This is a genomic window from Streptomyces sp. NPDC005393 (genome assembly GCF_040606675.1).
Taxonomy (GTDB): domain Bacteria; phylum Actinomycetota; class Actinomycetes; order Streptomycetales; family Streptomycetaceae; genus Streptomyces.
Genome location: NZ_JBEXFG010000015.1, coordinates 138,745 through 138,991, shown reverse-complemented (window position 1 = coordinate 138,991; position 247 = coordinate 138,745). Strand labels below are relative to the sequence as shown.

Annotated in this window: 1 pseudogene; it reads left to right on the top strand. The window is 67.6% G+C overall.

Features of this window, described 5'->3' with window-relative positions:
- Positions 1-22: 22 nt before the first annotated feature.
- A pseudogene (locus ABZS71_RS15880) lies at positions 23-247 on the top strand (hypothetical protein); the annotation flags it as partial.

Below are 247 nucleotides of genomic sequence, written 5' to 3'. Positions count from 1 at the left end.
CGCCCGGGTGGTTTCCGTCGTGATGACCGTCGTGACGAGCGCGACGGTGGCTCTCGCCCGGGTGGTTTCCGTCGTGATGACCGTCGTGACGAGCGCGACGGTGGCTCTCGCCCGGGTGGTTTCCGTCGTGATGACCGTCGTGACGAGCGCCGTGATGACCGTGGTGGTTTCCGCCGTGACGATCGGCGTGATGAGCGCCGTGACGATCGTGGTGGGTTCCGGCGTGACGATCGGCGTGATGAGCGGG